The 24,388-nt window shown below is 64.9% G+C and carries 19 protein-coding genes and 4 pseudogenes; 15 read left to right on the top strand and 8 right to left on the bottom strand.

Annotation, left to right across the window (positions count from 1 at the left end):
• Positions 1-376: 376 nt before the first annotated feature.
• The 7 genes and pseudogenes from LDO15_RS19790 to LDO15_RS19760 all read left to right on the top strand — a co-directional run bounded on the left by LDO15_RS19790 (position 377) and on the right by LDO15_RS19760 (position 7,371).
• Complete coding sequence (locus LDO15_RS19790; protein WP_223981522.1) at positions 377-2,326, top strand: primary-amine oxidase; 1,950 nt, start codon at positions 377-379, stop codon at positions 2,324-2,326.
• Positions 2,323-3,981 carry an APC family permease gene (locus LDO15_RS19785; protein WP_223981520.1) on the top strand — a complete coding sequence of 553 codons (1,659 nt, stop codon included), beginning with the start codon at positions 2,323-2,325 and terminating at the stop codon, positions 3,979-3,981. The genes LDO15_RS19790 and LDO15_RS19785 overlap by 4 nt, the downstream gene beginning before the upstream one ends.
• A gap of 153 nt (positions 3,982-4,134) precedes the next feature.
• Positions 4,135-4,797: a DUF5134 domain-containing protein gene (locus LDO15_RS19780; RefSeq protein ID WP_223981518.1), complete on the top strand. Its 663-nt coding sequence runs from the start codon at positions 4,135-4,137 to the stop codon at positions 4,795-4,797.
• A 108-nt stretch (positions 4,798-4,905) separates the two neighbouring features.
• Positions 4,906-5,073, top strand: a pseudogene (locus LDO15_RS19775) (DNA replication and repair protein RecF); the annotation flags it as partial.
• Between the two features lie 157 nt (positions 5,074-5,230).
• Positions 5,231-5,821, top strand: coding sequence for a hypothetical protein (locus LDO15_RS19770; RefSeq protein WP_223981516.1), 591 nt, complete (start codon positions 5,231-5,233; stop codon positions 5,819-5,821).
• A 149-nt stretch (positions 5,822-5,970) separates the two neighbouring features.
• Positions 5,971-6,702: a YcnI family protein gene (locus LDO15_RS19765; RefSeq protein ID WP_223981514.1), complete on the top strand. Its 732-nt coding sequence runs from the start codon at positions 5,971-5,973 to the stop codon at positions 6,700-6,702.
• Positions 6,703-6,807: 105 nt separating this feature from the next.
• Positions 6,808-7,371, top strand: a complete 564-nt coding sequence (locus LDO15_RS19760; protein WP_223981512.1) for a copper resistance CopC family protein — start codon at positions 6,808-6,810, stop codon at positions 7,369-7,371.
• Positions 7,372-7,937: 566 nt separating this feature from the next.
• On the opposite strand, the gene LDO15_RS19755 is transcribed toward LDO15_RS19760, so the two are convergent.
• On the bottom strand, positions 7,938-9,203 hold the full coding sequence (locus LDO15_RS19755) for a response regulator transcription factor family protein (protein WP_223981510.1): 1,266 nt from the start codon (positions 9,201-9,203) through the stop codon (positions 7,938-7,940).
• Positions 9,204-9,421: 218 nt separating this feature from the next.
• On the opposite strand from LDO15_RS19755, the gene tkt reads away from it, so the two are divergent.
• The 7 genes and pseudogenes from tkt to LDO15_RS19720 all read left to right on the top strand — a co-directional run bounded on the left by tkt (position 9,422) and on the right by LDO15_RS19720 (position 16,492).
• Entirely contained in the window at positions 9,422-11,557 is a 2,136-nt protein-coding gene (gene tkt, locus LDO15_RS19750) for a transketolase (RefSeq protein ID WP_223987564.1), read from the top strand.
• Between the two features lie 110 nt (positions 11,558-11,667).
• Positions 11,668-12,789 (top strand): transaldolase, encoded by a 1,122-nt coding sequence (gene tal, locus LDO15_RS19745; protein WP_223981508.1) that lies wholly within the window; start codon positions 11,668-11,670, stop codon positions 12,787-12,789.
• Positions 12,790-12,873: 84 nt separating this feature from the next.
• Positions 12,874-13,584 (top strand): ribulose-phosphate 3-epimerase, encoded by a 711-nt coding sequence (rpe, locus tag LDO15_RS19740; protein WP_223981505.1) that lies wholly within the window; start codon positions 12,874-12,876, stop codon positions 13,582-13,584.
• 10 nt (positions 13,585-13,594) lie between these two features.
• Entirely contained in the window at positions 13,595-14,068 is a 474-nt protein-coding gene (locus tag LDO15_RS19735) for a ribose-5-phosphate isomerase (RefSeq protein ID WP_223981503.1), read from the top strand.
• Between the two features lie 111 nt (positions 14,069-14,179).
• A complete protein-coding gene (gene fbaA / locus LDO15_RS19730) occupies positions 14,180-15,199 on the top strand; it encodes a class II fructose-bisphosphate aldolase (RefSeq protein WP_223983702.1) in 1,020 nt (339 codons plus the stop codon).
• Between the two features lie 2 nt (positions 15,200-15,201).
• Positions 15,202-15,306: pseudogene (locus LDO15_RS19725) on the top strand (DUF3151 domain-containing protein); the annotation flags it as partial.
• Between the two features lie 190 nt (positions 15,307-15,496).
• Entirely contained in the window at positions 15,497-16,492 is a 996-nt protein-coding gene (locus LDO15_RS19720; protein ID WP_223981499.1) for a Gfo/Idh/MocA family oxidoreductase, read from the top strand.
• 275 nt (positions 16,493-16,767) lie between these two features.
• On the opposite strand, the gene LDO15_RS19715 is transcribed toward LDO15_RS19720, so the two are convergent.
• The 5 genes from LDO15_RS19715 to hxlB form a co-directional block, all read right to left on the bottom strand.
• Entirely contained in the window at positions 16,768-17,793 is a 1,026-nt protein-coding gene (locus LDO15_RS19715; protein ID WP_223981497.1) for an ATP-dependent 6-phosphofructokinase, read from the bottom strand.
• 117 nt (positions 17,794-17,910) lie between these two features.
• The gene (locus LDO15_RS19710; protein WP_091256992.1) at positions 17,911-18,273 is read right to left on the bottom strand and encodes a cupin domain-containing protein; all 363 of its coding nucleotides are present in this window, start codon (positions 18,271-18,273) and stop codon (positions 17,911-17,913) included.
• An 87-nt stretch (positions 18,274-18,360) separates the two neighbouring features.
• Positions 18,361-19,848: a glyceraldehyde-3-phosphate dehydrogenase gene (locus LDO15_RS19705; RefSeq protein ID WP_223981495.1), complete on the bottom strand. Its 1,488-nt coding sequence runs from the start codon at positions 19,846-19,848 to the stop codon at positions 18,361-18,363.
• Between the two features lie 219 nt (positions 19,849-20,067).
• Positions 20,068-20,691 (bottom strand): 3-hexulose-6-phosphate synthase, encoded by a 624-nt coding sequence (gene hxlA / locus LDO15_RS19700; RefSeq protein ID WP_223981493.1) that lies wholly within the window; start codon positions 20,689-20,691, stop codon positions 20,068-20,070.
• A gap of 82 nt (positions 20,692-20,773) precedes the next feature.
• Entirely contained in the window at positions 20,774-21,358 is a 585-nt protein-coding gene (gene hxlB / locus LDO15_RS19695; protein WP_223987562.1) for a 6-phospho-3-hexuloisomerase, read from the bottom strand.
• Positions 21,359-21,776: 418 nt separating this feature from the next.
• Between hxlB and LDO15_RS19690 the strand changes: the two are divergent.
• Positions 21,777-22,025: pseudogene (locus LDO15_RS19690) on the top strand (IS1380 family transposase); the annotation flags it as partial.
• 269 nt (positions 22,026-22,294) lie between these two features.
• Here LDO15_RS19690 and gndA read toward each other — a convergent pair.
• Positions 22,295-23,731: an NADP-dependent phosphogluconate dehydrogenase gene (gndA, locus tag LDO15_RS19685; protein WP_223979531.1), complete on the bottom strand. Its 1,437-nt coding sequence runs from the start codon at positions 23,729-23,731 to the stop codon at positions 22,295-22,297.
• A 21-nt stretch (positions 23,732-23,752) separates the two neighbouring features.
• A pseudogene (locus LDO15_RS19680) lies at positions 23,753-24,070 on the bottom strand (OpcA/G6PD domain-containing protein); the annotation flags it as partial.
• Positions 24,071-24,388: the final 318 nt, after the last annotated feature.

Here is a 24,388-nt window from a genome sequence, read left to right as displayed (position 1 = left end):
ACGGAATGTACGTGACCGGCATCACGCCAGCAGGGCTCGGAGTAGAGCCCGGCCGGCCCTCTAGGAATAGAGGGATGTCGGGTATGCGGACGATCCCTCCCAGACCCCCAACCGGGGTTTGTGGGGTGATCTTCAGCGCAGCCTCATATGCGCCCCAAGATGAACAGTTCTGACATAGATAAACAGTTCTGATATTCGAAGGATCTTTTGAACTGGGTCGGGTAACGGCAACACCGCCTACCGGGCAGCAGGATCCAGGCCGGCGCGGGTCAACAGCTAACACGCATACCCCGCGGGGTCCGTGTTTACCGGCCGCGGGTGCCATGCCGTTGTCAGCCCGTAGTCACCCTCATTGTGAACAATCAAGGAGAAAACCATGACTCTTAACACTGAAACCGAGACCGTTGTAGGGGTATCGCACCCTCTGGATCCGTTGTCCCGCGCCGAGATTTCCCGGGCGGCTGCGATCCTGAAGGGTGGCCAGGCCGCGGCGGAGTCGTTCCGCTTTATCAGTATTGAGCTGCGCGAGCCGGAGAAGGAACTGCTGCGGAGCGGCGCTCAGACGGTGCGCGAGGCTGACGCGGTCCTGGTCAACCGTGCCGAGGGACGTTCCTACGAAGCGATTGTCGACCTTGATTCGGGCATCGTCTCGAAATGGACGCAGCTGGCTGCGAACATCCAGCCTCCGTTCATGCTGGACGAGTTCGCCGAGGGTGAAGAGAGCTGCCGGAAGAACCCCGAGGTCCAGGCCGCCCTGGCCAAGCGCGGGATCACCGACATGTCCCTGGTCTGCTTCGAGCCGTGGTCCGTGGGCTACTTCGGTGAAGACGACGAGGGCCGGCGCCTGATGCGCGCCCTGGTGTTCGTCCGCGAGGAGGCCGATGACAGCCCGTACGCGCACCCGATCGAGAACTTCATCGTCATCGTGGACCTGAACTCCGGGGACGTCGTCAAGGTCGAGGATGACCAGGCCATCCCCGTCCCCAGCGCCAGCGGCAACTACCTGCCCAAGTACGTCGGGCCGGCCCGCACCGACCTCAAGCCGATCTCCATCACCCAGCCCGAAGGCGCGTCCTTCACGGTCACCGGAAACCACGTCCAGTGGGCCGACTGGTCCTTCCGTGTCGGCTTCACCCCCCGCGAGGGCCTGGTCCTGCACCAGCTGAAGTTCCGCAACAAGGGCGTCGAACGTCCCGTGATCAACCGGGCCTCACTGTCGGAAATGGTCGTCCCCTACGGCGATACCGCCCCCGTCCAGGCCAAAAAGAACGCCTTCGACTCCGGCGAATACAACATCGGCAACATGGCCAACTCCCTGACCCTGGGCTGTGACTGCCTGGGCGAAATCAAGTACTTCGACGGCATCACCGCCGACAGCCACGGCAACCCGCTGACCATCGAGAACGCCATCTGCATGCACGAGGAAGACGACTCCATCCTCTGGAAGCACTTCGACTTCCGCGAGGGCACCACCGAAACCCGGCGCAGCCGCAAGCTCGTGATCTCCTTCATCGCCACCGTCGCGAACTACGAGTACGCCTTCTACTGGCACCTCTTCCTCGACGGCAGCATCGAGTTCCTGGTCAAGGCCACCGGCATCCTCTCCACCGCCGGCCAGAAGCCCGGCGAGAAGAGCCCCTACGGCCAGACCCTGAACAACGACGGACTCTACGCACCGATCCACCAGCACATGTTCAACGTCCGCATGGACTTCGAAATCGACGGACCCCGCAACGCCGTCTACGAAGTGGACATGAAAATCCCCGAAGACAACCCCACCCACACCGCCTTCATGGCAGTGGACCGGCTCCTGGAAACCGAACAGGCCGCCATCCGGAAAACAGACTCCTCCAAGCACCGCTTCTGGAAGATCGCCAACCGCGACAGCAAGAACCTGGTCAACGAACCGGTCGCCTACCGCCTCATCCCCACCGACGGCATCCAGCTCGCCGCCGGCGACGAGTCCTACGTCAGCAAACGAGCCCAGTTCGCCCGCAACAACCTCTGGGTCACCGCCTACGACCGGACCGAACGCTTCGCAGCCGGCGAATTCCCCAACCAGGCCACCGGCGCCGACGACGGCCTGCACATCTGGACCAAAGCAGACCGGAACATCGTCGACCAGGACCTCGTCGTCTGGTACACCTTCGGCATGCACCACGTCGTCCGCCTCGAAGACTGGCCCGTCATGCCCCGCCAGAACATCGGCTTCATGCTCGAACCCCACGGCTTCTTCGACCAAAACCCCACCCTGAACCTGCCCAGCAACGAAAACCGAACCGAAACAACCAACACCGGAACATGCTGTAACGGACACGAATCATGAGCGCCCAAAGCCCCGGCGGAAACGCTCCTCCTAAGCAGGGCTCCCAACCGGGCAAGCTAAAAGCCAACACTCTGGGGCTGTGGGATGTGGTTTTCATGGCCGTCGCGACGTCCGCACCGATTACGGTGATGAGCGGAAATGTCCCGTTTTCGGTCGGCTACGGCGTCGGAACAGGAACCCCGGCAACGTATATCTGGGCGACGGTTATCCTGACGGTCTTTGCGGTCGCTTATGTCTCCATGGCCCGCTACGTGACTTCAACGGCGGCCTTCTACGGATTCATTTCCCGCGGTTTGGGACGCGTGCTTGGCCTCGGGACTGGCTTCATGGTCACCTTCAGCTACATCGTCTTTGAGGCGAGCATCATCGGTATCTTTTCCTACTTCGGCCATCTGGCTTTCCAGGACCAACTCGGGGTGGATATTCACTGGGTCGTTTTCGCCGTGGTCGGCCTCCTCTTAATCGGGTTTCTGACCTACTTCGAGATCAGCCTCGCAGCGAAAATTCTTACACTGCTGCTGGCCACTGAGATCGGGATTCTCGCAATCATGGCCTTCGGCGTGCTCTTCCATGGCGGCGGCCCCGACGGGCTGATGCCTCAGACGCTGAATCCAGTCAATATATTCCTGCCAAACGGTCTGCAGGTGGCCGCGCCGGGTCTCGCGATGTTCATTGCGTTCTGGTCCTGGACCGGATTTGAATCGACGGTCATGTATGGGGAGGAATCGAAGAACCCGAAGAAGATCGTCCCTATCGCCACGTTGATCGCGGTCACCGGAGTCGGCATCTTCTACACGTTCGTCTCCTGGATGTCCGTCGCCGGGAACGGCGCCGACGAAGCCATAGCTTTGGCGCAAAGCGCTAATCCCCTCGACATGTTCTTTCACCCCACGGACGTCTTTGTAGGGCACGGGTGGGTTCTGGTCATGGAGTGGCTGATGATGACCGGATCCTTCGCTTGCGCGATGGCCTTCCACAACGCCGCAGCACGCTACATGTACTCCCTGGGACGGGAAGGAATCCTGCCCAGCGTCCTGGGCAAGACCCACCCGAAGCACGGGTCGCCGCATGTCGCGTCGTTCCTCCAGACAGGTATTGCAATCCTGTGGATTCTCGGATTCTGGTTCTTCAACAAGGACCCATACCTGGATGTCTTTGTCCTGCTGGCGGTACTCGGGACATTCACGCTCCTGATTGTGCAGACGGTGACCATGGGCGCGGTGTTCAACTACTTCCGCAAGCACCACCCGGAAGAGAACGTATGGCGCACCAAAGTCGCTCCGATAGTCGGTGGAGTGGGGATGCTTGGTGTCGTCATCCTGATGTGTCTGAATTTGGACACGGCTGCCGGACCTGCAGCGTCGTCCCTGCTTTTCAAGCTCATCCCCTACATCGCCGCAGGGCTCTTTATCGCTGGGGCGGCCCTGGCCTTGTACCTTCGGAAGACCGATCCGCTCAGGTACGAGACTATCGGTTACGTGGTTCTCGCCGACGATGCTCACGGCCCCGTCCTGGACGAGGAAGATCCGGAGCCGTTGCGCCCGATCGATCTCGAAACCATCAGGGAACTGGAGCGGCAGCGAGCCTCAGGTCAACTGGGGCGGGAGCTCGATGAACTGGAGCTGGAGACGAGCCTGGAACGGGAGAAGGACTAGCCCTCGACAGGAGGTCCCCGGTGCCGTCCGCAGCGGCATCGGGGATCGCCCCCTTTTCCGGACCCCACCACCTTCGGTCCCCGGCGCTGTCGAGAGTCGCGTCGGGGACCGAACCCGTACCTGTCCCAACCCTGTAGTGAGAGTGTGATCCGCGTGTTCAATATCCCCGCAATTACCTGGACCCTCACGGCCGTGCTGCTGCTTGGCGGAAGCTATCACGTTCTGCAGGCGACACGGTCCCACCACGTCACCGACCGCGTTAACTACAGTCTCCATGCCCTTATGAACGCCCTGATGGCGGCCATGCTGTGGAACCTCGCGCCCTCGACCATGCTGGCCCAGATCGCAGTCCTCGCCGGCGCGGCACTGTGGTTTATCATTCAGGCGGTCGCCCGGCCGGAATTCAAAATACTCTGCGCCGGCAGCCAAGGCCGGCTCAAATGCGCTTACCACAGCCTCAGCATGGCCGGCGCCGCCCTCATGGCCACCATGATGGGTCAGATGACCACAACAGCGAGCCACGAAATTGTTCCGCCAGGCGGAACGTCAATGCCGCACGCCCACCACGCGATGACAGCCGCAACCCCCACTACAGCCACCGCAACCCTCAATCACCTGCCCAATCTCGCCATCCCACTGACAATCATCTTCGCCACCGCGGCAGTGGTTTTCCTTATCTTTTTACTGTGTGCCCGGGTAACGACAACCACTCTCCGCCACGCGGCGGGGCCAATGCGCTCCGTCCGCCCAGAACACGGACTCGAAGCCCTCGGCGCCGCAGTCATGGCCCTGATGTTCGCCGCCCTGGCCGCATGACCCCGGCCCACACAGCCGTATGCCGGAATCGCACCGACGCCGGCATGAACGCTGCGCGGGCCGGCGACGGCGTAGACCCGGATGACTACCGTTACCCCGTGATGCCTGGCCTCCGGGTATTCGGCCACGCCCGGTTCCTTCCGCGTCTTTTCGGACGCGCCGCTCCGTCGGTTCGGAACTGACCGGGCCCTGGTGCGTGCCCGTCTGGTCCATGGCGGCCAAACCAGCTTGCTCGAACTGGATACCAACGCATACCGGGCCTGCCGCCGACGCATCAAACCGTTGGACCGACACACAGGAACTGCGGGAGGAACTGCGTCTGGCCCTCATGGTTTCGATCGAGAGAATTTGCAAATGTCGATGCCGCCAACGATGAGTTGGCAATCTAGAGTGGAGCCCGGCAGCCTCTCGGAAGGGAAGGGTGGGGATTGGCATGAGTGCCCCGTTGCGTTTCCCCCGTGCCGTTGCGGTGACGGCCGCGGTGTTCGCGCTGGCCGCCGGAGCGCACGTCCTGGCCGGCGGCGAACTGCCCGCGCCGGCCATAGCTCTTGGGCTCCTGGTCCTGGTCCTGGCGCCCGTGATGGTCCTGACCAGGATCAGGATCACGGCACCGGTGATGGCCGGGCTGCTCGGGGCCGGCCAACTGGCCTTGCATGAGGCCTTCGATGCCCTGTCGGTATCGTCGGGATTCACTGCCGTGTCCGGCGGGCATCTGCATGGAATCGGGCCGGCGCTCCCGTCAGTGGCGGCCCTGATGCCGGAGCACACCGCTGCGCCCGGTGGCCTGATGCTGGTCCTGCACACCGCAGCGACCCTGGCCACAGCAGTGCTCCTGGCCCGGGGCGAGGCGGCCCTGTGGGCGCTGGCAGCCTGGCTGCGCCCTCTGATCCGGCTCCTGAAGGCCGTGCTCATTCCTGACTGGCCGCGCCTTCCTGCGCCGCCACTCACCGTCATTCCTTCCCGGTGGAGAAGCCTCCGGCTGCCGGCCCTGCGCGGCCCGCCGTGCGCCCACCCCGCTCCCTGAGAGCGGCCCAGCCACACCCACGCGCCCGCCCGGCCGGACCCTGGCCATAACCGGGGCGATCCCTTGCCGGTGCCCGGCCGCGTGATTCCCTCTCCTGCGCCGCCGCACCCGCGGCCCCTTGGCGCAACCCGTTTTTGGAAGGCATGTTCATGAAAACCTCTATCCGCCGTACCCTCAAGACCGTCACCGCTGCGACCGCGACGGTGGGGCTGATCGCCTTGGGCGCCACCGCAGCCTCCGCCCACGTCAAGGTCGACCCCGACGACACTGGCGCGAACGGCTACTCGCACCTGACCTTCAACGTCCCGAACGAATCCCCGACCGCGAAGACCAGCAAACTCGAAGTCACGCTGCCCACCGGGACCCCGTTCACTGCCGTCTCGGTCAAGCCCGTCGAGGGCTGGACTGCGCAGGTCATCACCAGCAAGCTGCCCACGCCGGTGACCGTGTCCGGCACCACCGTCACCAAGGCACCGAGCTCCGTGGTCTGGACCGCGGATGAGGCGCACCAGATCGGGCAGGACCAATACCAGTCGTTCTCGCTGTCCGTGGGCAAACTCCCCGCCGCCGGGACCGCCGTGACCTTGCCGGCGGCGCAGACCTACACCGACGGGACCGTCGTCAACTGGGACGGACAAGCCGCTGAGGGCCAGCCCGAGCCCAAGCACCCGGCCCCGTCCTTCACCACGACCGCCGAAGACGGAACCGGCGCCACAGCCACCGCGTCCCCGGTGGCCGCGGCCCCCGCGAGCCAGACTTCCGACGTCTCCGGCAACGCGGCATCCGTGTGGGGCACAGTCCTGAGCGGCGCCGGATTCGTCCTCGGTGCAGCGGCCCTGGGCCTTGTCCTAGCCGGCCGCCGCGCCCGCGCCGCCAAGTAATCACCAAGGCCTCCGGGGCTGTGGCGGGACGCACCTCATCCCGCCGCAGCCCCCGGCCCCACGGCCCTACGACGCCCCGGCGCCGGCCGCCGAAAGGACCCGCCCGTGAAAACCCCACCCCGTCACCGTTCCGGATACCGGGCCGGCCGTTTCCTGCCGACCCTGGCGACGGCAGCATTCCTGATGGTTCCCGCCGCCGCGGCGCAGGCCCACGATGCCCTCGAGACGACCGACCCGGCCAACGGATCGGTTGTCGGCACCGTTCCGGCCAAGATCGGCCTGACCTTCAGCCACACCCCGATCGCGATCGGTTCCGTGGTCCGCGTCCAGGACGCCACCGGCACCGACCAGGCCGACGGGTCCGTAGCTATCCTCGACAACCACGTCAGCCAGGCGGTCAAGGCCGGCGCGCCGGAAGGCGACTACACGGTGGTCTGGCGGGTGGTGTCCTCCGACGGGCATCCCATCGACGGAACTTTCACCTTCACCGCCGGTGCCGCCAACACGGCCGCCCCCGCAACGCCGTCGTCGTCCCCCGGCCCGGCTCCGGCAGACACCAGCGGTGCCGTCCCGGCGGGACTGATCACAGCCGGAACCGTCTCTCTCGTCCTGGTGATTGCGTTCGTCGCGCTGTCCGTCATCATCAAACGCCGGCTCCGCGGCCCGTAATCCCGCCGCTGACCCGGGCTAACCCGGATTGAGCCTGAGTCAATAATCAAGACGACTCGGCCGATGCACAAAATGCCAGCTCAAACTGTCCACTGAACCTTGGGCAGACCGAACCCGAAACAGCAGTCCGCTGGGCTTTTAGGATCCCGTACTCGCTTTGTGGCAGCCCTTTTCCTACAGTCCTCCCCGGTTCCGTGCCGCCCCACTCCGCGGGTCGCCACAGCGATGGCCGAGGCCACGATAACGCCAATGACCTGACCTGACCTGACCTGGGTCAGTCCTGCCATATGTCATACCCAAGGAATCGTCGACTACGGAGCGCTTGGTCCCGCCGGCGCTCTCTGTTTCCTCATGCGGCCCGAGTGCTGTGAGACAAGTGCTGGAAGACTCAATGCATCTGGACGATTTCCACCTTGTCGCTCGCGCTGCTGATGGTCCAGACGCCTGAATCCTGGCCTGCGTGACCGGCGAGCAGTCTCCTAGCGATGGCCCGCTTCGTCCCGGGTGCGCTGCCCTTTTTTCGACGTGGCACAGAGTGTTCCGGAGCCGCAGTGTTTCTTACACCGTCACCGGAGCCCATGGCTGTGTGCCAGAGCGATGGCCTCGGTGCGTGAGCCGACGTCGAGCTTCCTGAACAGGTTCCGCACGTGGAACTTGACCGTATTCTCGCTAATGCCCAGCGTTGAGGCGATGGTCCGGTTGCGGTGCCCGGCAACAAGGTGCTGGAGCACCTCGAGTTCCCGGGCGGCAAGGTCCCATCCGGCCACATCCCCGGTCGGGCGCGTTTGCAGGTCCAGGGGGAGGGTAACAAAAACGTCCGCACCCCAGCCTGGCATAACGTCGATCCGCAGCTGGCCGGTGAGCGCCTGGACCCGGCGGTCCAGGCGGGCGATGCTCGGCGCGTCGGCTTTGAGTGCACCCCGGCCGTCGTCGCGGACGTTGATCAGCAGGTTTTCGCCGTCGCAGTCCCACTGCGTCCGTACCCTGCTGACATCCGGTTGCTCCGTCATGGCCAGCACAAGTCCGCGGACGATGGCCCGTGCCGCGTGGGCAACTTCGCCGGGCAGGGCCCTTCCGTTCAGCGGCGGCTCGATAAATTCGATCTCGATGCCGCTGTAGCGGGTGAGCGGCCGCAGGTCCTCCCGCAGGCGTTCGAAGGCCTTGGCGACGGGCTCTTTTACCAGGTCTGTTGTGCGGTCGCTGTGGGTCCGGAGCCCGATCAATGCCTTGGCGGCGAGGTCAGTGACGGTTGAGCGGGCTGCCGCATCGTCCAAGGAGGTTGAACGCAGGGCTGCCAGGAGGGTCTCCAAGGTGGTGGAGTGCAGATCGGTCAATTCCGCCGTCACGCGGAGGCGTTCAGCGGATGCCGCCCGCGATTCAAGCAGGTACGACGGCGGTGCATCCGCCACCTTCTCCCGGATCCGCCGCGCAGTAAGGTGCCATAGATACGTCACCAGCTCCAGCCGGGCGTCGCGTCCCGGATCTGCAGGGGGATCGGTGAGGACGAGGAGGGCGTTGCTGGAAGCGTGTTTCATGGCAAGTACGGGGCGGGTCTGGCCGGCGAGCTCGGCCTCCCCGAACCAGGGCGCCTCATCCTTAAGGGCGCTGCGAAGCGTGTCCAGTTCGGTGATGGAGACTCGGGAGATGATGTCTTCGTCGCCCGACTTCTTCTGCGGCCGGCCTGTGCAGTCTTCCGTGAAGATAACCAGAGCGCTGCTTCCCATGTAGGGGAGCGTGGCATCACGCAGGCGGTCCGCTATCTGGGCCAAGGGGGCGTCGGCCAAAGTTGCCACGCCCTGCAAAAGCGGCCACGGCAGATCTGGAAGCGGCATGGTGAATTCCTTCAGCGATGGGTCGGCAGCTGCGCTCATCCGGACAGCATACCCGGGAACGCACGCCAACCCAACCCAAAAGGGTAGTAAGAACCGTCAGAAAACAGTGTTACCCCTGCCCATTTGGTTCGCAATTATGGATACCAACCAGAAAGTATCCGTCCGGCCTCTCCAGGCCGACCAGATCCAAAGGACAGACTGTGAACCCGACAACAAACGTGACGGCCCCCGACACTGAAACTTCAGCAACACTCCACTGGACGCTCGAGGACGAGCGCGCCGTGGACACCGCCCGCATTTTGGCCGCAGACGCCGTGGAGAAGGTCGGCAACGGCCACCCCGGCACCGCGATGAGCCTGGCTCCGGCGGCGTACCTTCTCTTCCAGAAGCTCATGCGCCACGATCCCCGCGACCCGGACTGGCTGGGACGTGACCGGTTCATCCTGTCACCGGGCCACTCCTCCCTGACCCTCTACATCCAGCTGTTCCTCTCCGGCTACGGCCTGGAACTGGACGACCTCAAGGCGCTCCGAACCTGGGATTCTCTGACTCCCGGCCACCCGGAATACAAGCACACCGCCGGCGTCGAGATCACCACCGGCCCGCTGGGCCAGGGCCTGGCCTCCTCGGTGGGCTTCGCCTACTCCCAGCGCCGGATGCGCGGCCTGTTCGACGCGGACGCTGCCGAGGGCACGTCCCCGTTTGACCACACCATCTGGGTCATCGCGTCCGACGGCGACATCCAGGAGGGCGTGACCTCTGAGGCCTCCTCGCTGGCCGGGCACCAGGAACTGGGCAACCTCGTGGTGGTCTACGACGAGAACCACATCTCCATCGAGGACGACACCGACATCTCCTTCACCGAGGATGTCCTGAAGCGTTACGAGGCCTACGGCTGGCACACCCAGCGCGTGGACTGGACCGAGACGGGCGATTACGTCGAAGACGTCCAAGAGCTCTACTCGGCCCTGCTCGCCGCGAAGGCCGAGACCTCCAAGCCGTCCATCATTTCGCTGCGCACCATCATCGGGTACCCGGCCCCGAAGAAGCAGAACACCGGCAAGATCCACGGCTCAGCCCTGGGCGCCGACGAAGTGGCAGGCCTCAAGGAGGTCCTCGGCTTCGATCCGGCCAAGTCCTTCGAGGTGGATCAGGACGTCCTTGCCCACGCCCGAGCCGTGGTCAACCGGGGCGCCGCCGCCCGCAGCGAATGGGATGCCTCGTTCGAGGCGTGGCAGTCGGCCAACCCTGAGGGCGCTGCCCTGTTGGAGCGGATCGAAGCCAAGAAGCTTCCCGCCGGACTCGACGAAACCCTGCCGGTCTTCGAAGCCGGAAAAGATGTCTCCACCCGCGCAGCGTCCGGCAAGGTCCTGAACGCTATCGGTCCGGTCATGCCGGAGCTGTGGGGCGGTTCGGCCGACCTCGCGGAGTCCAACAACACCACCATCGAAGGCTCGCCGTCGTTCATCCCGGTCTCCCGCTCCACGGATGCGTGGAAGGGCAACCCCAACGGCCGGGTCCTGCACTTCGGCATCCGCGAACACGCCGCGGCGTCGATCGTGAACGGCATCTCGCTGCACGGCCGGACCCGCGCGTTCTCGGGCACTTTCCTGATCTTCAGTGACTACCAGCGCCCGGCCATCCGCCTCTCCGCCCTGATGGGTGTTCCGTCCATCTACGTGTGGTCCCACGACTCCATCGGCCTTGGCGAGGACGGCCCCACCCACCAGCCGGTGGAGCAGCTCTCCACCCTGCGCGCCATTCCGGGCCTGGACGTGGTCCGCCCCGGCGACGCAAACGAGGTGGGCATCGCGTGGAAGACCATGCTGGAGAACCATGAGAACCCGGCAGGCATCGTCCTGACCCGCCAGAACGTCCCCACCTTCGCCCGCGGTAACGGCGCAGCACAGGGTGACACGTTCGCTTCCCCGGCGGGTGTGGCCAAGGGCGGCTACGTGCTGGCCGAAGCAGCCAAGGACGGCACAACCGTTCCGGCCGACGTGCTGCTGATCGCTACCGGCTCCGAGGTCCAGCTGGCCGTTCGGGCCCGCGAGACCCTCCAGGCTGAAGGTATCGCCGCCCGTGTCATCTCCATGCCGTGCGTCGAGTGGTTCAACAAGCAGGACGCGGCCTACCGCGAGTCCGTGCTGCCCTCTGCCGTCAAGGCCCGCGTCTCCGTGGAAGCCGGCCTGGCCTTGGGCTGGAAGGAATTCGTCGGCGACGCCGGCCGTTCCATCAGCCTCGAGCATTACGGCGCTTCGGCAGACTACAAGCGCCTGTTCCAGGAGTTCGGCATCACCGCGGAGGCTGTCACCGCTGCCGCCAAGGACTCCCTGACCGCTGCCCGCAACTGACCTTTTACCGGCACTGCGGCCGGCGCGCCGCGGGACGGACTCATAGGAGACGGCCCGCGGCGCGACAGCGAACTGTCACCAGTCCATAATTTTTTGAAGGAAGAAGCATCATGACCAACGCAACCCCCACCGCCCAGCTGTCCGACGCCGGTGTGTCCATCTGGCTCGATGACCTCTCGCGCGAGCGTCTCGCCAGCGGCAGCCTGCAGAAGCTCATCGACGAAAAGAACGTGGTGGGTGTGACCACCAACCCGTCCATCTTCCAGGCTGCGATCACTTCCAGTTCGGACTACGACGCAAAGATCGCCGAACTTGCCGCGCAGGGCGCCGGCGTCGAGGAGACGATCTTCGAGATCACCACCACCGACGTTGCCGACGCCTGTGACCTGTTCGCCCCCATCGCCGCGGCCACCAACGGCGTCGACGGCCGTGTCTCCATCGAAGTCGACCCGCGCCTGGCCTGGGACACCGCCGGCACCATCGCCGAAGCCAAGAACCTCTATAAGAAGGTAGACAAGGACAACGTCCACATCAAGATCCCGGCAACCCGTGAAGGCCTCGGGGCCATCACGGCAGTCCTGGGCGAAGGCATCAGCGTCAACGTGACCCTGATTTTCTCTCTGGAACGCTACCGGGCAGTTATCAACGCTTTCCAGTCCGGCCTGGAACTTGCCAAGGAAAACGGTCACGACCTCGCCAGGATCCACTCGGTGGCCTCGTTCTTCGTCTCCCGCGTGGACTCCGAGATCGACAAGCGCCTCGACGCGATCGGCACCGACGCAGCCAAGGCCCTCAAGGGCAAGGCGGGCGTTGCCAACGCCCGCCTTGCCTACCAGGTCTACGAGGAACTCTTCTCCACCGAACGCTGGGCCGTCCTGGCCGAAGCCGGCGCCCTCCCGCAGCGCCCCCTGTGGGCCTCCACCGGCGTGAAGGACCCGGCCTACCCGGACACCCTCTACGTCACCGGGCTCGCCGCCGCCGGCGTCGTCAACACCATGCCCGAGAAAACCCTCGACGCCACCTTCGACCACGGCGTCGTCACCGGCGATACCATCACCGGCAGCTACGCCGAAGCGAATACCGTCCTCACCGCCCTCGAAAACCTCGGCATCTCCTACAACAATGTCGTCGCACTGCTCGAGTCCGAGGGCCTGGACAAATTCGTGGCCAGCTGGAAAGAACTCCTGGCCGACGTCAACGAGGCTCTCACCACCGCACGAAAAGCCGCCTGACCACCGAGCCATCCGCCGTCCCTCTCGGCTGCGTGGAGACCCTCTGGGGGTCTCCACGCAGGCCGCTAACGAAAGGCAGACACCATGTTCACTTCACCCTTGAATTGCTGCATCAACCCCAGCATCCTCTCGGCCGACTTCGTCAACCTCGAGGCCGAGCTGGCCCGCATCAGCAACGCCGACGCCGTGCACGTGGATGTCATGGACAACCACTTCGTGCCGAACCTGACCATCGGCCTGCCCGTCGTGGAACGGCTGCAAAAGGTCAGCCCTGTGCCGTTGGACGCTCACCTGATGATCTCCAATGTGGACCGCTGGGCGCCGCAGTTCGCCGACGCAGGCCTGGACTCGGTGACGTTCCACGTCGAGGCGTCCGACGCCCCCATCAAACTCGCCCGCGAACTTCGCGCACGCGGTGCCAAGGCAGGCATGGCGCTGCGCCCGGCCACCCCTGTGGATCCCTACCTGGACATGCTCCCGGAACTGGACATGCTGTTGATCATGACGGTGGAGCCGGGTTTTGGCGGCCAGGCATTCCTGGACGTCATGCTGCCCAAGATCCGCCGTGCCCGCGCGGCGGTGGACGGTTCGGGCGTGAACGTGGCCATCCAGGTCGACGGCGGCATCACCGAGGAAACCATCATCCGCGCCGCTGAGGCCGGTGCCAACGTCTTCGTGGCCGGATCGGCCGTATTCGGCAAGCCGTCGCCTGAGGAGGCAATCGACTCGCTGCGCGCCAACGGCCAACTCGCTTTCGCCCCGCGCCCCAACACCGTCGTATTCCAACAAGCCTGAAGGACCAATCATGCGCGTTCACATCGCAACCGACCACGCCGGCATGGAGCTCAGCTCCCACCTCATCACCGCCCTGTCAGCAAGCGGCTACGAGATGGTGGACCACGGGCCTGCGGCCTACGACGCCGAGGACGACTACCCGGCCTTCTGCATCAAGGCCGCCCACGCCGTCGTGGCCGACCAGGCCGCCGGCGTGGACGCCCTCGGGATAGTGCTGGGTGGGTCCGGCAACGGCGAGCAGATCGCCGCGAACAAGGTCAAGGGCGTGCGTGCGGCCCTGGCATGGAACCTCGACACCGCCAAACTGGCCCGCGAACACAACAACGCCAACGTCGTGGCAGTCGGTGGCCGCCAGCACACTGTTCAGGAAGCCACGGAACTGATCGAAGCCTTCCTGGCCGAACCGTTCAGCAACGCCGAGCGCCACGAACGCCGCATCGGCAAGATCGCCACCTATGAAACCACCGGCGAGGTTGCCGAGTAGCTTCACTGGGGCCCCGCGCAATCCTTTCCAAGGACTGCGCGGGGCCTGGGGACTGTCCGGCACGTGCTTGTGGCAGGCGTGGCCAAAACAAAATTCACTTCAGGAGTCAGCATGCCCATTGCAACCCCAGAGATCTACTCCGAGATGATCGACCGCGCAAAGACGGGCGGCTTCGCGTTCCCGGCCGTCAACGTCACGTCCTCCCAGACCCTCAACGCTGCCCTGCGCGGTTTCGCCGAGGCCGAGTCCGACGGCATCGTCCAGGTCTCCACCGGCGGTGCGGCCTACTGGTCCGGCGCCTCGACCAAGGACATGGTTGCCGGTTCCTTGGGCTTCGCCGCGTTCGCCCGCGAGGTCGCCAGGAACTACGGCGTGAACATCGCCCTGCACACGGACCACTGCCCCAAGGACAAGCTGGACGGCTTCGTGCTGCCGCTGCTCGCCGCGTCCGAGGCCGAGGTCAAGGCCGGCCGCAACCCGCTCTTCAACTCGCACATGTGGGACGGCTCCGCCGAGACCCTGCAGGAAAACCTGCGGATCGCCCGGGAACTGCTCGAGCGCACCGCGGCCGCCAAGATGATCCTCGAGGTTGAGATCGGCACGGTCGGCGGCGAGGAAGACGGCGTCGAGAACGCCATCAACGACAAGCTGTACACCACGGTCGAGGACGCCCTGGCCACCATCGACGCGCTTGGTTCCGGCGAGAACGGCCGCTACATCACGGCGCTGACCTTCGGCAACGTGCACGGCGTGTACAAGCCGGGCGGGGTCAAGCTGCGCCCGGAGATCCTCAAGGACATCCAGGAGCAGGTCGGCGCCAAGATCGGCAAGGCCACCCCGTTCGACCTCGTCTTCCACGGCGGCTCCGGCTCCTCGGAGAAGGAAATCGCCGACGCGGTCTCCTACGGCGTGATCAAGATGAACATCGACACCGACACCCAGTACGCCTACACCCGCCCGGTGGTGGACCACATGTTCCGCAACTACGACGGCGTCCTGAAGGTCGACGGCGAGGTCGGCAACAAGAAGCTCTACGATCCCCGCGTCTGGGGCGCCTCCGCCGAGGCCGGCCTCGCGGCCCGTGTGGTCGAAGCCGCGCAGCAGCTCGGCTCTGTCGGCAAGACCTTCTAGTCATGTCCGACGAGTTCCGCAAGAACCTGATGGGCCCCGAGCCCACGCTCCTGCCTGCCGAGACTGAGATCTACCAGCACCTCGCGCTCGGCCAGGAAGCCGTGGACCGATCCATGGAAAGCTTCCAGCCACGAGGGCGTGGGCGCCAAGATCCCTCAATGCAGTACGATCCGAAACCCATCAACCGCAACCGGGCGTGGAACCGCCCTATGCTCACCCTGTAAACTGCCCGAACTCAAACCGACGGTCTTATCTACCGCCCTTCCTGGGCAGACAGCCTGCAACAAGGAGTCTTCAGTGAGCGAGAAATTGCGTTGGGGCGTCCTGGGCACCGCCCGGATCGTCCGCAAGACGATTCCGGCGTTGCAGGAAACGAAAAATGGGGAGGTCACAGGTATTGCGTCCCGCACCGAGGAAAGGGCCAAGGAGTACGCCGACCGGCACGGCGTACCACAGGCGTTTGGCTCTTATGAGGCGCTGCTCGCTTCCCCGGACATCGACGCCGTCTACATTGCGCTGCCGAATGCCCTGCACCTCGAATGGATTCTTAAATCCTTGGACGCAGGAAAACACGTCCTCTGTGAAAAACCCTTGGCGATGAGCGCCGCCGAGTGCGAGGAGATTACGCGCAAGGCCGAGGAGACCGGGCTCAAAGTCTTAGAAGGCTTTATGTACCGTTTTCACCCGCGTTTCGAGAAGCTGCAAGAACTACTCGCGGCCCATGCGGTGGGCAAATTGACTTTTGTCCACGTCGGTCACTCCTTCGATGCGGGCGGGGACGACAACATCCGCTGGTATGCCGGGCTCGGTGGCGGCGCACTTTTCGATACGGGGTGCTACTGCGTCAACATGAGCCGGATGGTCACGGCCCAGGAGCCGGCTCGAGCCGCCGCCTTTGGCAACTACCGCGAAGCCAACGACGGAGGACGAATCGACACCAGCGTTGCAGGCATGCTCCGCTTTCCCGGCGGCGCAACCGCGCTTTTTGATACCGGAGTGAACCTCGAGCGCCGCAACTTCGTGGAACTCACGGGCACCGAGGGACGGCTCTACCTCGACAATCCTTTTGGGCTCCTGGCGGAGGATTCGGTCCTGGAGGAGCATCACTTCGGGCAGGACACGATCTATCACGAGGTCAAGGGCGAAAACCACTTCGTACTGATGGGCGAACACTTCGCCGACAGCGTCCTAAACGGAACGCCGCTCCGCTACGATCTCACGGACGCGGCAAACAACGCGCGGGTGTTGGAAGCTCTCGACAGGGCAGCACGGAAACAAGAGGGGCGCGTCTGAACCGGAACCACATTCTGGCGCTGGCCCGCCGCTCGGCGATGGGATTGAGACGGGTTCGTTCGGCGAGCGGCACCAGGCGCATGTAGGACCATCTGCTCCTGCGCCTGAGGTTGGCACATGACGCAGTCAACCTCTGGCTACCGGACAACGGTGGTTGTGGCCATGGGATCTTGTCCAGCGCTCTACTGAGGCATTAAGCTCCTGGACCGACGCTGGCAGGATCTCTGCGGTCCGCGAGCCGATTCCCCCGGCGCCTAGGCCGCCGTGCGACCGGCTCAGCCGAACAGGACTGCGGCTTCGTCGTAACGCTTTTGCGGAACGGACTTCAGCTGGCCCAGGGCCTCCTTGAAGCCCACTTGCTCGATCTCCGTGCCCTTCAGGGCAACCATGGTGCCCCAGAAGCCTTCCACGACAGAGTCGACGGCGGCCATGCCCAGGCGGGTCGCCAAGACACGATCGAAGGCTGACGGCACGCCTCCGCGCTGGATATGGCCCAGAACAGTGGCGCGCGTTTCAATGCCGGTCCGGGCTTCCAGTTCCGGGGCCAGCTGGTCCGCGATCCCGCCGAGCCGGGGCCGCCCAAAGGTATCCAGCCCGCGCTCGGAGTGCGGGGATTCCATATGGTCCGGGACAAACCCTTCGGCCACCACTACCAGTGGTGCGCGGCCTCGAGTGTGGGCTTCCTTCACCCACTGGGCAATTTGCTCGATGCTGACCTTCTGCTCCGGAATGAGGATGGCGTGGGCGCCCGCTGCCATGCCGGCGTGCAGCGCGATCCAGCCCACGTGACGGCCCATCACCTCCACGATCATGCACCGATGGTGCGATTCTCCGGTAGTCCGCAGCCGGTCGAGGGCCTCGGTGGCGATCTGCACGGCGGTGTCGAAACCGAAGGTGTAGTCCGTGGCGTCAAGGTCGTTGTCTACAGTCTTGGGGACGCCCACGATCTTGAGCCCGGCGTCGGTCAGGCGCTTGGCCGCAGCCAGGGTTCCCTCACCGCCGATGGCGATGATCGCGTCGATGCCCAATCGCTCCATGTGCGCCTTGATGACCCCGGGGCCGCCGCCGTTCTCAAACGGGTTGGTGCGGGAGGTACCAAGGATGGTTCCGCCCTGCTTCGCGATGCCCCGGACCAAAGTGCGGGGAATCTCGATGATGTCGCCCTCAACCACGCCGCGCCAGCCGTCCAGGAAGCCCACGAATTCGTGACCATGGATGGCAATGCCCTTCAAGACGGCGCCGCGGATAACGGCGTTTAGACCGGGGCAGTCGCCACCGCTGGTGAGGATTCCAATTTTCATGTTTCGGCTCAAATCATAGGAGAGGGTTTACAGGCAGGACACCATGCAGCGATCACGCGCCAAAACCTGCCAGGCCCGGGGTGTAGCCCCGGGCCTGGGCCGGCAGAGCTTTGGCGGTCAGGGCGTGAAGATCACAAAGAATTTTCTGATCCGTTCCTGGATCTCCCAGGTCCCTCGCCACCCGATGGGAAAGAAGCCGGCGGTTCCGGCCTCCAGTGTGACCGGTTCACCGCCGTCCTCAGTGACCACCATGCGCCCTTCAAGGACGTGAATCACCTCACCGCGCTCCAGAAACTCCCACCGCGAGAGGCCGGGTTCGGCCTCCCAGACTCCAGAGAGGATGCGGGAGTCGTCGCTGGTGAAGGGGATGGAAATTCTCGTTGGAATCTCGTCGCCTAGCACCTCGGCCAGGGGAGGGCCGAGCAGGGATTCGTCTAGCTCTCCCGCGAAGAGCTCTGCGGGCTGGAAGGTTTTGCTCATTGGATTTTCCTTTCTGCTGCCGCCCGCCGGTAACGTCTCCGGCGGGCAGGTGGTGATGGCCGCGGCTCGGTTAAGCAGCGGTGGAATTTATCCCAGGGCGGCAAGCACCGACATGGCCTCCTCAACGACATCCGTGGCGGGGAAGGACGGCCGCTTCACGCCGGCCATCTCTTCCATGACGCGGACCACCTGGCAGCTGTAGCCGAACTCGTTGTCGTACCAGACGTACAGGACCAGGTTCTTGTCATTGGAGATGGTCGCGAGGCCGTCGACGATGCCGGCGCGGCGCGAGCCGACGAAGTCGGTGGAGACCACCTCGGGGGAGTCCATGTAGTCGATCTGCCTGCGCAGCTCCGAGTGCAGTGACATTTGGCGGAGGAAGTTGTTGACCTCGTCCTTGGTGGTGCCGTTGACCAGGCTCAGGTTCAGGATGGCCAGGGACACATCGGGGGTGGGGACGCGGATGGAGCTTCCGGTGAGCTTGCCGAGCAGTTCGGGCAGCGCCTTGGCCACGGCCTTGGCGGCACCGGTCTCGGTGATCACCATGTTCAGCGCTGCGGAGCGGCCGCGGCGGTCGCCCTTGTGGAAGTTGTCGATCAGGTTCTGGTCGTTGGTGAAGGAATGGACGGTCTCCACGTGGCCGTGGACCACGCCGAACCTGTCATTAATGGCCTTCAGGACCGGGGTGATGGCGTTGGTGGTGCAGGACGCGGCCGAGACGATCGTGTCCGAATCGGTGATGGTGCCGTGGTTGATGCCGTGCACGATGTTCTTCAGCTCGCCCTTGCCCGGAGCCGTCAACAGGACGCGGGAGACGCCCTTGCTCTGCAGGTGCTGGGACAGGCCCTCGGCGTCGCGCCAGCGGCCGGTGTTGTCCACCACCAGGGCGTCCTTGATGCCGTAGGCGGTGTAGTCGACCGTGGCGGGGTTGTCCGAGTAGATGACCTGGATCTGCACGCCGTTGGCGGTGATGGTGTCGTTTTCGAGGTCCACCTTGATGGTGCCTTCGAAGGAGCCGTGGACCGAGTCGCGGCGCAGCAGGCTGGCGCGCTTGGCGAGGTCGTTGTCCGAGCCGCGGCGCACCACGATGGCGCGCAGGCGCAGGCCGTGGCCGCCGCCGGTCTTTTCGATCACGAGGCGGGCCAGGAGCCGGCCGATGCGGCCGAAGCCGTAGAGGACGACGTCGGTGCTGGTGCGGTCATCGCCGCCGCGTTTGCCCACGAGCTCGGCGAGTTCCGCGCGGAGGAACTCCTCCAGGGTGGCACCGTTGCCCTTTTCCTTAAATTTTTGGTTCAGCCGGGCGATGTCGATCGAAGCCGGACCGGGCTCCAGCTGTGCCAAGGTGTTCAGCAGCGGGGCAGTCTCCTCCAGGAGCAATTCGTCCGTGCCGATCCGGCGGGCGAAGCGGTGTGCCTTGAGGATGTTCATGGTGGAGTTGTTGATCAGGCTGCGCCCGTGAATGGAGGTCACCACGTTGTTCTCGCGGTACAGCCGGCCGATCACGGGGATCATGGCCTCGGCGAGGGCCTCCCGGCCCATCCACGCATCAAGACAGGAATCTGAGGTTTGTAGCATCGGGCTGCCTTTCCAAAAAGGGGGTCGGGTCTGTGGGGGCTTCAGCTCCTGAGATGTTCCAGGAATTTGACGGCTCTTTGCTTAGGTTGTGCCGCCGTGCTGTTTTGGTCCGATGAGATACGGACCGGATGTCCAAAAATGCCCTCATACCCTTCGTCTTGGTCGAAGAGCCGGCCAAGACGAACACCCGTGCGCCGCCGGTCTTTCCGAAGGAGGGGGTTAGTTGATGGCTGCGCGGAGCTGCTTGGCGGCCAGGGCGGGGTCGGCTGCACCGTAGATGGCGCCGCCGGCGACGGCGACGTCGGCGCCTGCCTTCTGGACGTCGGCGATGGTGGCGAGCTTCACGCCGCCGGCGACGGAGAACGGAACGCGGGCTTCTGCGCCGGCGCGGAGCAGACCGTTCAGGTCGAAGCCGGGCTTGGCCTGCTCGTCCAGGCCGGCGTGCATCTCGACGAACTTCGCACCCAGGGCGCGGACTTCCTTGGCACGGGTGACCTTGTCGGCGACACCGATGAGGTCCACGACGATGCCCTTGTTGTGGGCCTTGGCGGCCTTGACGGCGCCGGCGATGGTGGAGTCGTCGGCTGCACCGAGCACGGTGACCAGGTCGGCGCCGGCCTTGAAGGCGATGTCGGCTTCAAGTTCACCGGCGTCCATCGTCTTCAGGTCAGCGAAGACGACCTTGTCCGGGTGGGCGTTCTTGATCGCGGTGATGACGGAGAGGCCTTCGGCCTTGATCAGCGGCGTACCGAGTTCGATGATATCCACGAATTCGGCAACCTGGCCGGCGAGTTCGAGGGCGGCTTCGGTGGTCAGGAGGTCGATAGCAACTTGGAGCTTCATGATGTTGTTTTCTTTCTGTTGGGCAACGCGGTGGGTGTTGAAAATTGAGTGGACACTACGGCGGGTGAGATTTGCGCCCCGGTTATTCGAGGTTGGCGTGCCGGAGCCAGAGCTCTTCGGCGGGCACATCGGTGTTGTCCCACAGCGACTGGAAGAGGGCTTCGGTGGCGAGGAACAGCACCTGCTCGAACAGGGACCCCGAGTACTGGCGGGAAACGCTGGAGCCGTGGTCGGTCTTCTGCGCGGCGGGAATGATCACCAGGGCGTCGGCGAGGCCGGCGAGCGGTGAACTCGCGTTGGTGGTGAACGCTGCGATCCGTGCTCCCGCCTTGGCCGCCGTTTCGGCTGACTTGACCACTCCCGAGGTCGTCCCCGATCCGGAGGCCACCAGGAGCAGGTCACCGGAAGCGATTGCGGGAGTGGTGGTGTCACCGGCGATGTGGACATTCAAGCCCAGGTGCATCAGCCTCATGGCGGCCATCCGCAGGACCAGGCCGCTCCGGCCCGCGCCGGCCACGAACACCCGGCCCGGCTGGCTGAGATGACGAGCCAGGTCGGCGACCTGCTGCCCCTCGATGCCTGCGGCGGTATCCGCGATCTCGTCCAGGACAAGGGAGACGCTGCCGGTGAAGGCTTCCCCGGATACGTCCGAGGCCGGTCCGGTCATCACGGTCAAATTCACTTCTCCTCCTCCAAAGGTGGGCCTGACATCCATCGTCCTGTCATTCACGGGGAGGGGAAACGCTAATTCGGGATGGTTTAAACTACCCGTTTGGGTAGACCGCTGGGTGGATCGTCCCGCACGCCGGCTAAATGAGCCCACAGCATTCGTTCCCCTGCATAAAGTGACCGAGCCCGGGCTGCCGTGGCCACTCCTTCGTTCCATTGCCCGTCGATACCGTTGCCAAGGTGTCCATCGGTGAACTGCAGCAGCTGCGCGCATCACTGACGGGAGACGCGGCCTGGTCAGGAGAAGCACACATTACCGGCAGGAATCGGCAGGTCCTGGGGCTCGCATATGAGGTCGGCCGGTTCGCCCCGCGGCGCGGCACGGCTCATTGCCGATGCCCTGGATCTCCGCCGTCGAAACACCGTTCACCGCGTTCAGTTTCCGGAAACAGGGCGAACGCGTCCTCGGTCGTCTGCTCGTCCGCAGGATCCAGGACCTGAACCCGCGCGCCAGCCCCGGGCAGCCGACGATCTTCCCGACCTGCCGGCTCCGTGCGTTCATCGCCACCGGGGCCCTCGACACCGTTGCCGCCGATAAGACCCACCGCGGGCACGCGATCATCGAGCAGGTCAACGCCGATCTGAATGACAGCGCCCTGGGAAACCCCCAGGACGGAGCTGTTGAACCGGATCTTCAAAGATCTGGCAGGCCGCCCCGTACCGAAATACCCAAGGACCACGGTGGGACACCACCGGTAGCGGGGCCGGGCACTCCGGCCCGCCCCGAACCCGACGCGCCCGGCCAAACCAATTCCCGTGGTCCCCAACGAGCCCGTCGGCGGATCAAGGCTACGGGCCGGTTGGACCGTCGGTGGGGGCGGGACGACGGAAGTCAGATGGCCGGCTCCGGGGGAACCGGGGACAAGCTCACCGCCTAGTGGGTGTCGACTGCCGCGATCTCGGACTTGTCCTCGCCCCAGAGGGTGTGGAAGGTGCCCTCGGCGTCGACGCGGCCGTAGGTGTGGGCGCCGAAGAGGTCGCGCTGGCCCTGGATCACGGCGGCGGGCAGGCGCTTGCGGCGCAGGCCGTCGTAGTAGGCCAGCGAGGAGGAGAACACCGGCACCGGGATGCCGAGCTGGACCGCGGTGGCCACCACGCGGCGCCAGGCCGGGAGGACCTCGGCGATCGCCTTGGTGAAGGCCGGCGCGAAGAGCAGGTTGGCCGGCTTCTCCGCCGCGGCGTACGCCTTGGTGATCTCCTTGAGCAGTTCGGCGCGGATGATGCAGCCGCCGCGCCACAGCGAGGCGATTTCATCCAGCTTCAGGTCCCAGCCGTATTCCTTGGCCGCTGAGGTGAGCATGTCCAGCCCCTGCGCGTAGGAGACGAGCTTGGAGGCGTAGAGCGCCTGGCGGACGTCTTCGACGAAGCTTTCGGGGACCTCGACGGCGGCCTCGCCGCCGGCGAGCAGTTCCTGGGCCAGCACGCGCTGCTCGGCCTGGGAGGACAGGGCGCGGGCGAAGACGGACTCGGCAATGCCCGAGACCGGGGAGCCGAGCTCCAGCGCGGAGATGACCGTCCAGCGGCCGGTGCCCTTCTGGCCGGCGGCGTCCACCACGACGTCGACGAACGGCTTGCCGGTCTTCGCGTCGACGTGGCCGAGGACCTCGGCGGAGATTTCGATCAGGAAGGAGGCCAGCTCGCCCTTGTTCCACTCTTCGAAGATCTTGGCCTGATCGGCCGGTTCGATGCCGGCGCCGGAGCGCAGGAGATCGAAGGCCTCGCCGATGACCTGCATGTCGGCGTATTCGATGCCGTTGTGGACCATCTTGACGAAGTGTCCGGCGCCGTCGGTGCCGATCCAGGCACAGCACGGCTTGCCGTCGACGTGGGCGGCGATCTTTTCCAGCAGCGGGCCGAGGGCGTCGTAGGACTCCTTGGAACCGCCCGGCATGATCGAGGGGCCGTTGAGGGCGCCCTCCTCGCCGCCGGAGACGCCGATGCCGACGAAGTGCAGGTCCTTCTTCGCCAGGGCGGCCTCGCGGCGGCGGGTGTCCTCGTAGTGCGAGTTGCCGGCGTCGATGATGATGTCGCCGGGCTCCAGCAGCGGTTCGAGCTGCTCGATCACGGAGTCCACCGGCTTGCCGGCCTTGACCATGATCAGGACCCGGCGCGGCTTCTCCAGCGAGTCGACGAGCTCCTGCAACGTCTCGGTGCGGACGAAGTCGCCGTCGTCACCGTGCTTTGCCAGGAGGGCGTCTGTCTTTTCCACGGACCGGTTGTGCAGGGCAACGGTGAAGCCGTTCCGGGCCAGGTTGCGTGCGAGGTTGGCCCCCATCACCGCGAGGCCGGTGACACCGATGTGTGCTGACATCAAAACTCCAAGGTTAGAAGATTACAAGTGATTGAAGCGGGGTATTACCGTTCTTGCTCTATCTCGTGACGCCGGAAGGACATCGCCGAAGACTTCGTCGGGGTCCAGGCGGCGGAGTTCCTCTGCCAGGCAGTCCTTGAGGCCGCGGCGCGGCAGGGAAATCCGCTGCGCCGGCTGGCCGGGCTGGGGCAGCTCCGCGATGGCGGGGTCGGGCTGATACAGCTGGATGTCACCGCCGGGCCGGGTGAGGCGGACGCGGCGGATGCCGGGGTCCGCGGGGTCCGCGACGATCGTGACGGGAGCGTCCAGGGCCAGGGTCAGCCAGACTGCGAAAAGGATGGCCAGGAGAGCAGTGGATTTTCGTATGTGGTCCCTCATCGAAAGCGACGGCCGTGCGTCTTAGACCAGATACAGCGTTACGGGATCCCCAAGAATAAAGAGACGGCGGCAGCCGGTGCCGTTCTCGATGACCCATATCAGCCGGCCGTCGTCGGCGCGGTCATCGACATAGGCCACATAGTATGACGAATCCGTGGACCAGACCTCAACGCAATCCCCGTGCCGAAGGGAGTCCCATTGCCGAACAGACTGCTGATGGGGGAGTCTGCAACTTCCGTTCGATATCGCCAGTGATTCCTGACCCATTTTTTGGTCCTT

Source organism: Arthrobacter sp. NicSoilB8, from assembly GCF_019977355.1.
Lineage (GTDB): Bacteria > Actinomycetota > Actinomycetes > Actinomycetales > Micrococcaceae > Arthrobacter.
Note: the sequence above shows the minus strand (reverse complement) of the source record. Positions and strands in the feature narration are given on the sequence as shown.